We start from the raw sequence: 6,135 nt of genomic DNA on the forward strand, positions 1-6,135 counted from the left end.
CTACTCTTTGCTGGCTAATGAAGCCTCGATAGGTTTGTCTGCCTTTATTGTATCAATCAATGTGTTAAAATTCTCTAAATCCGTCGGTGGAATAATTGACATTTTTCCGCTGGCATAAATTCCAAAAACAGTTGGCACGCCGGGAATCTTTAACGTTTCCGCAAGCTTTGTGTTGGATTCAAGCTGTTTTTCGGTTTCCGGAGCAGTCTCTGCTTTTTCTAACTGGTCGACATCCAAACCCGATTCCTTTGCCAATTTCAAAAGCTTAGGCCGTTGATCGATTTCCCCTGCTTTCTCGCCAAATTTTAGGAAAAATGTTTTCATTTTATCAACATTTTGCCCTGATGCGGCTAACATCATTTTAGACAAAGCAACAGAATTTGCCCCAAGCATCGCAATTGGAATCAGGTGAATAGCCAGGTCCTGACGTTTCAACAACAGTGCATTTGAAATCCGCAAAAATTCCCCACAGTGTGGGCACATTGGATCAATAAATGCCAAAAGACGAACATCAGCCTTTGGATTCCCAATCACAATACTGGATTGCAAAAGCTTATCTTTCATTGCTGATGCGTCTTTTTCCATATCAATCCGCAATTTATCTTGTTGGGCTTGCATCCCGTCGTTTAAGGCGGTCATTATCAAATCTGGCTTTTCCTTGATCACCTTAATGACAATATCTTGAATTTCTTGCTGCTGGCCACCAGATCCCCCCAGGGGTTTATTTTTGCATCCCAAATGATAAGCACCATATCCAACGGCGCCCACAACAGCTGCGCCAACCAAAAAACCAGACAAACAGGACTGTTTGTTTGAACACTTACTAGCCATAATAAATTCCTTATTTAATGCCCCATTACAATGCGGGCTATTTTCAAATACATACAGTACAGTTTAGAGGGGTTTCATCAGAAAGCAAGTCATTTTACAATTCCCCGCTACCGGCCTTTTTTAGACTTGGATTTCTTTGGGGAAACTGGGGCAATCTCTTGTTTTGGCAGAATAAGCGGTTGCACCACTGGCGCATTAGGCAACGCCCCAAAAGTATCAATCAACCATTGCATTGATCGGGCAGCCCTATGACAGTCCTCGTTCAAACTCAGGATTTCTTCAGGTTTCGGGGATTTTTTAATTTTGGACAGCGTATCCCGGATTTTTTCTATGCCCTTTGTGCAAACACTTTTTAAATCATCGCCCTTAATTGTGCTTTGCTGTTTTTCGATATCCTGCAGACATCTTTCACATCGGTTTTCAGCCTCTGGCTTGCTCAGCCCATGCGCGGGATTTGCATCAAAAATTAGGACAGAAAGAACGCTTATGCCTGCGTTGATGAATGATTTCAAAGACTGATAAACACCCCTAAGCATGGTTTGTAATCCACCCGCCCCCAAGAATACGATCGCCCAGGGGTCCGTTTTCTATGAACACACAGGCCTGACCAAACGCAACGCCATATTCCGGATCCTTAAAAGTAACCCTGGCTGACGTCGGGCCGGCATACTGAACAGTTGCAGAAATCGGTTGATGGGTTGATCGAATTTTGACCTGGCAAGAATATCCACCCTTAAACATCTGTGGATCCACAAGCCAATTCACATCTTTCAGGGTGATCGTAGTGATGGCCAACGATTCATAGGGCCCCACCACAACGCGGCGTTCTGCTGGGTCCAGTCGAATCACATAAAGCGGTTCTGGCGCCGAAACCCCCAACCCCTTTCGCTGGCCAATCGTATAATGAATAATGCCCTTGTGTGTACCCAAAACCCGCCCATCAATATGGACAATGTCACCGGGATCCAACGCACCAGGCCGATACTTTGCCACAATTTCAGCATATCCACCAGCCGGGACAAAACAAATATCCTGACTGTCAGGTTTTTCGGAAATCGTCAACCCAAGGCGCCGCGCAATATCACGCGTTACTGTTTTACTGATATCCCCCAATGGAAAACGGAGATAATCTAATTCATCCTGGGTTGTGGTAAACAAAAAATAACTTTGATCGCGATTGGAATCAATCCCCCTGTACAGATGGGCCCCATCGGGGGACGCAACGCGACGAACATAGTGCCCCGTTACCAAAGCGTCCGCCCCCAAATCACGGGCAGTTGATAAAAGATCTTTGAATTTGACTTGCTGATTGCATCGGACACAGGGGATCGGGGTTTCCCCGCGTGAGTAACTGTCGACGAAATCCTCAATCACGCTTTGACGAAACACCGTTTCATAATCCAACACATAATGGGGGAAATTTAAATGATCGGCAACGGAACGCGCATCGTAAATATCTTGCCCTGCACAGCATGCCTTTTTCTTGGCAGCCATCGCCCCCTGGTCATATAATTGCAGGGTTATCCCCACAACATCATAACCAGCCTCCACCATCAATCCAGCGGCAACCGACGAATCGACACCACCGGACATCGCGACCGCAACGCGGCCCCCTGGTTTTATACCGTCAAGTGCAAAATCCAATTTTAGCAATTAACCAACCTTGGCATTCTTAATTTTCGAATGATTTGCATAATGGCATAAACGACCAAAAGTGGATAAATCCACGAAAGAATAGCCCCCAACCAAGAACAAATCGTCTGGAACCCCAAAAGCGACATTCCAAACGTTGTAACCAACGTCAGTACAATCGATTGTGGACGACTAAGCCGATTCGATGATATGTCATCCGTCAGAAAATCAGCAAACAATGTTGCAACGACGGTTGCTGTTGCCAAACAAGAAACGGCCAATACCATGGCAATAACAGGCGTCGCATAATGCCCAAGGGCATGTTTTGCAATTTCTGCAAGCATCGATTCAGGTGGCACACCATGAAGGTATGGCGCATACTTTGCCCCCAACATTACAAATCCAACGTAAACCACGCTTAGCAACAAAGCCCCAATCAAGCTTGCCGCAATAGCCATTTTAAAAAGCTGCTGACTGTTGATCAGGAAACCATTTTGTTCTGCCTGATAACGCATCCGCAGATAGTCACAAATCGTACAGGCAAAAAAGAAGGCCGCCATCAGATCCATGGTTTGATATCCATAAGAAAACCCCATCAAAAATGCATTTTCAGTGGAGGATTCCAGCGGGATAGGAAGATCATTAAACCACAAACCAATCACGATCAGCAAAATAATGCTGCCAAGCTTAAATGGCGTTAACACCAATCCGATAATGCTGACGATTTTGTTTTTTTTCCAAATCAGCGCGCCAATTAATACGCAAAAGAAAAGACTAAACGCAACATAGGACAAAGACGGCGCCACAACCTGAATACCACCGAACGCAACCGTAATGCATCGTGGAATAATGCCAAATGGCCCCATGAGTGATAGCATCAAAAGAATCAGCGAAAATGAAACGATCTTTCCAAGACTAGAGAAATAAGCCTTTCGATCCCCCTCAAACTGGATCATACCCAGTAATCCCAAAAACGGCACAAAGACGGCCGTGATGATCAAGCCAACAATGGCATACGAATAATGGCCCAAAGTTTTGCTGCCAATAATCAAGGGGAACACCAGATTCCCGGAACCAAAGAACATCGAAAACATGGCGAAACCCGCCGTTAAAACCATTTTAGCTGAAAAATTCTTACTGTGCTGCTGCATTGTGCTCTCTTACTTTTTACTTTTCTTGCTTGATTCCCTAGCGTGCCAAGGGTTTGTATTTAATGCGATGAGGCTGATCCGCTGCCATTCCCAGGCGTCGCTTTCGGTCGGCTTCGTATGACTGATAGTTTCCTTCGAACCACACGACTTGACTGTCCCCTTCGAATGCCAGCATGTGCGTTGCAATACGATCCAGGAACCAGCGATCATGGCTAATGACAATGGCGCATCCGGCAAAATTCAGTAACCCTTCCTCTAATGAACGCAGGGTTTCCACATCCAGATCATTGGTTGGTTCATCAAGCAGCAAAACATTTGCACCAGATTTCAACATCTTAGCAAGGTGGACGCGGTTGCGTTCCCCCCCCCGATAATTGTCCAACTTTCTTTTGTTGGTCTGCCCCTTTGAAATTAAACAGTCCACAATAAGCACGACTAGGCATTGTCCGTTTCCCAAGGGCAACTTCGTCCAAACCGCCGGATATTTCTTCCCACACGCTTTTGCCAGGATTCAACGTATCACGTGATTGGTCAACGTACCCCATTTCAACGGTTTCACCAATCTTCAAGGATCCCTGATCAGGTTGATCGTTCCCCGTCAGCATCCGAAACAGCGTTGTTTTACCGGCGCCGTTTGGACCAATCACACCAACAATTCCGCCACGCGGCAAATTGAAGCTGAGGTTATCAACCAACAAACAATCCGAAAATCCCTTTGAGAGGTTGGTGGCCTCGATCACGACATCACCCAAACGCGGACCCGGCGGGATATGAATCGCCCCCTCCCCTTGTCCATGATCGTACGATTCGTTCAACAATTCTTCGTATGACTGAATACGCGCCTTGCTTTTGCTTTGCCGCCCCTTTGGGGATTGCCTAATCCATTCCAATTCAGTCGCTAATTGTTTTTGCCGGGCTGATTCTTGTTTTTGTTCTGTGCCCAGACGTTTTTGTTTTTGTTCCAGCCAGTATGAATAATTCCCTTCGTAAGGAATACCCTGACCCCGATCCAATTCCAAAATCCAACCAGCAACATTATCCAAAAAGTATCGATCATGGGTAATCAGAACGACTGTGCCCGTATAATCTGTTAGGTACCGTTCTAACCATGCAACCGATTCAGCATCCAAATGGTTTGTCGGTTCGTCCAAAAGCAACATATCCGGTTTCTGGAGCAATAAACGACACAACGCCACACGGCGTTTTTCACCACCGGATAAACTGTCAACGCTTGCGTCGCCAGCCGGACACCGCAACGCATCCATGGCAATTTCAACTTTGCGATCCATATCCCATGCATCAAGGTGATCAATTTTTTCCTGAAGATCGGCCTGCTCCGCCAACAGCGCATCCATTTCGGAATCGCTCATCGGTTCGGCAAACTGCATATTGACCGCCTCAAACCGATCAAGCAGCGATTTGATTTCCGACAGACCCGATATCACATTTCCAGCAACATCCAAATTGGGATCAAGAACAGGCTCCTGGGGAAGATAGCCAATTTTAATACCATCAGCAGACCAGGCTTCGCCATTAAATTCTTTGTCGATTCCCGCCATGATGCGAAGCAATGTCGTTTTACCGGACCCGTTTGGACCAATAATCCCGATTTTCGCCCCAGGATAGAACGAAAGCCAAAGATCCTTCATGACTTCCCGCCCGCCCGGATAAATCTTTGAAAGCCCCTTCATTACATAAATATACTGATATGCTGCCATTATCTTTTTTCCTTATTTTTTGAACACCTGAGTATACACATAATTCACAGATCCTTGGAATTGAAATCTGAATTCACACGGCATTAACGGAATTTTAATGATTATGCAACAGACTTGTAGGTAGATCATCCAATACCATTTTCATGAACTATTGATCACTATTCCTGGATGGCCACACTTCACTTCGTTCGTTCGCCATGACGTCATGGCGAGGAGGATGAAATCCGACGTGGCCATCCAGGATCCGAACGATTGATCGATAATTTATGAAAACAACATAACAACCCAACGGCACACAAAGGATTCACAAAAATGTGTTTTTCCGCAACAGCCAGTTTTTCAGCCGCCGCCCTTTTGATTCCAACAGGGGCATATTGCCTTTATCAAAGTAGTCAAAAAAATAAAAACTATAGTTTGTTGGCTGCGATTCCGTTTTTGTTTGGCGTGCAACAATTTTCCGAAGGATTAGTATGGAAAGGGGTTGAAATAGGGTCCCAATCCCTCACCATGAATTCGGCCTATGTCTTTTTGTTTTTTGCCTTTTTCTTGTGGCCATTTTGGATTGCTTTGAGTGTGTATCCTATTACCCCCCCCCTCTACAATAATAGAAAATTGATTCTTAAGGTATTTATTGGCATTGGAATTGCGTTAGGGTTGTATAGATATATACCCCTTCCAGATCATTTTCCAGGGATGATGATCTGAAAATTGTCAGTAATTCGATCAACCAACATGTCGACTATACTTGGTATCGTATTTGACATAAAATTAAAAATAGCTTCTGAGAATTTTTTAAACGTTTC

5 protein-coding genes and 1 pseudogene are annotated in these 6,135 nt (G+C 45.1%); 1 reads left to right on the top strand and 5 read right to left on the bottom strand.

Annotated elements, in window-relative coordinates:
* From NTX76_03545 to ettA, 5 genes and pseudogenes are all read right to left on the bottom strand, one after another.
* Positions 1–831, bottom strand: coding sequence for a thioredoxin domain-containing protein (locus tag NTX76_03545; GenBank protein MCX7338341.1), 831 nt, complete (start codon positions 829–831; stop codon positions 1–3).
* A gap of 107 nt (positions 832–938) precedes the next feature.
* Positions 939–1,367 (bottom strand): hypothetical protein, encoded by a 429-nt coding sequence (locus NTX76_03550; GenBank protein ID MCX7338342.1) that lies wholly within the window; start codon positions 1,365–1,367, stop codon positions 939–941.
* The gene (gene mnmA, locus NTX76_03555; protein ID MCX7338343.1) at positions 1,360–2,484 is read right to left on the bottom strand and encodes a tRNA 2-thiouridine(34) synthase MnmA; all 1,125 of its coding nucleotides are present in this window, start codon (positions 2,482–2,484) and stop codon (positions 1,360–1,362) included. Before mnmA ends, NTX76_03550 begins: the two co-directional genes overlap by 8 nt.
* The gene (locus NTX76_03560; GenBank protein ID MCX7338344.1) at positions 2,478–3,614 is read right to left on the bottom strand and encodes a branched-chain amino acid transport system II carrier protein; all 1,137 of its coding nucleotides are present in this window, start codon (positions 3,612–3,614) and stop codon (positions 2,478–2,480) included. Before NTX76_03560 ends, mnmA begins: the two co-directional genes overlap by 7 nt.
* Before the next feature lie 37 nt (positions 3,615–3,651).
* Positions 3,652–5,332: pseudogene (gene ettA / locus NTX76_03565) on the bottom strand (energy-dependent translational throttle protein EttA).
* A gap of 312 nt (positions 5,333–5,644) precedes the next feature.
* Here ettA and NTX76_03570 point away from each other — a divergent pair.
* On the top strand, positions 5,645–6,037 hold the full coding sequence (locus NTX76_03570) for a hypothetical protein (protein ID MCX7338345.1): 393 nt from the start codon (positions 5,645–5,647) through the stop codon (positions 6,035–6,037).
* The last annotated feature ends 98 nt before the right edge of the window (positions 6,038–6,135 follow it).

Source organism: Alphaproteobacteria bacterium (assembly GCA_026400645.1).
Classification (GTDB): domain Bacteria; phylum Pseudomonadota; class Alphaproteobacteria; order Paracaedibacterales; family CAIULA01; genus JAPLOP01.

Bases quoted from the DNA above. Each gene is read 5' to 3' on its own strand.
- NTX76_03545 (MCX7338341.1), bottom strand. From the start codon at position 831: ATGGCTAGTAAGTGTTCAAACAAACAGTCCTGTTTGTCTGGTTTTTTG.
- NTX76_03550 (MCX7338342.1), bottom strand. From the start codon at position 1,367: ATGCTTAGGGGTGTTTATCAGTCTTTGAAATCATTCATCAACGCAGGC.
- NTX76_03560 (MCX7338344.1), bottom strand. From the start codon at position 3,614: ATGCAGCAGCACAGTAAGAATTTTTCAGCTAAAATGGTTTTAACGGCG.
- NTX76_03570 (MCX7338345.1), top strand. From the start codon at position 5,645: ATGTGTTTTTCCGCAACAGCCAGTTTTTCAGCCGCCGCCCTTTTGATT.